General features: G+C 70.9%; 2 protein-coding genes. One reads left to right on the top strand and one right to left on the bottom strand.

Annotation, left to right across the window (positions count from 1 at the left end; translation table 11 throughout):
- A partial coding sequence (locus G6027_RS16380; protein WP_346995779.1) for an amidase family protein occupies positions 1-343 on the bottom strand: 343 nt, incomplete at its 3' end.
- Between the two features lie 137 nt (positions 344-480).
- On the opposite strand from G6027_RS16380, the gene G6027_RS16385 reads away from it, so the two are divergent.
- A partial coding sequence (locus G6027_RS16385; RefSeq protein ID WP_182638078.1) for a hypothetical protein occupies positions 481-1,089 on the top strand: 609 nt, incomplete at its 3' end.

Raw genomic sequence — 1,089 nt, forward strand, 5'->3', positions numbered from 1 at the left:
AGCCGAGCGTCATGGGCAGGCCCTCCACCCGGACCGCGTCCTTGAACGCGGACGGCACGCCGGCGAGCGGGGCGGAGAGCTGGGAGTTCTGGACCCATGCCGCCCGGTGGCGCGCGCGGTCGTAGTCGGTGTGCACCATGGCGCCCAGAACGGGGTCCACCGCCGCGCAGCGCTCGATGGCGGCCTCGACCAGTTCCGCGGGTGAGACCTCCCGCCTGCGGATTCTCTCCGCGAGGGCGGAGGCGTCGTCGTACCCGAGCGCATCGTCGCGGAAGGCGTGCACGCGGCGCGGCATCGCGGCAGGGGTCGGGTCGGCGGCGGCGTCGGTTGTGGTGTCGGTCACGCACCCACTGTAGGGCTTCCCCCTTGACAACGAGGGGGCCACTCGTGCATCTTAGGTGTACCTAACTTAGGCGAGCGTCACCTTATTCTCGTACTCGAGATCTCGCCGTGTAGCGGGCGACCGGTGGAGGGCAAACCATGGCAGTGCACCCGATCGTGTCGGATCCGGTCATCACGGGCGCCCGGCGTCTCCTGGACGGTGCGGGAATCGCCACGATCGCCGTCCGCGGCAGCCGGGACCGCTCTGACGTCATGGTCTCTGCGCAGCACCGCTGGATCGGCGGAGGCTCGGTCGTCGTCACCGGGGCACCCGCACCGTGGTCCGGCCTGATCGTGGAGCCGGGATCCCCGGTCGAGGTCGTCGTGATGATCGACGAGTTCGCTCCCATCGTCGAGGCGAAGGTGCACGTCGCCAGCCTCCACGGCTTCGGGGTGGCGCGTGCCGCGCGCCAAGGCGAGGGGTGGGTCGTCGAGATCGAGATAGAACTCGGCGAACTGCAGGTGCGCCGGCTCGGTCACGAGGGAACGGTCCTCGCCCGCGACCTGGATGCGGTGCCCTCGGACCCGCTGGCCTCCGAGGCGCCCGGCCTCGCGGACGAGATCCGGGCGCGCTTCGGGGAGCACCTGGCGATCCTGGCGGGGTCGGGCGATCCGGCTCATCCGCCGTTCGTCCTGGGCGTCGATCCGGACGGACTCCACCTGCTGACCGCACTCGGGCGCGACGCCGATGTCGTACACCTGCCGTTC

It is taken from the genome of Dietzia sp. SLG310A2-38A2, assembly GCF_014145095.1.
Taxonomy (GTDB): domain Bacteria; phylum Actinomycetota; class Actinomycetes; order Mycobacteriales; family Mycobacteriaceae; genus Dietzia.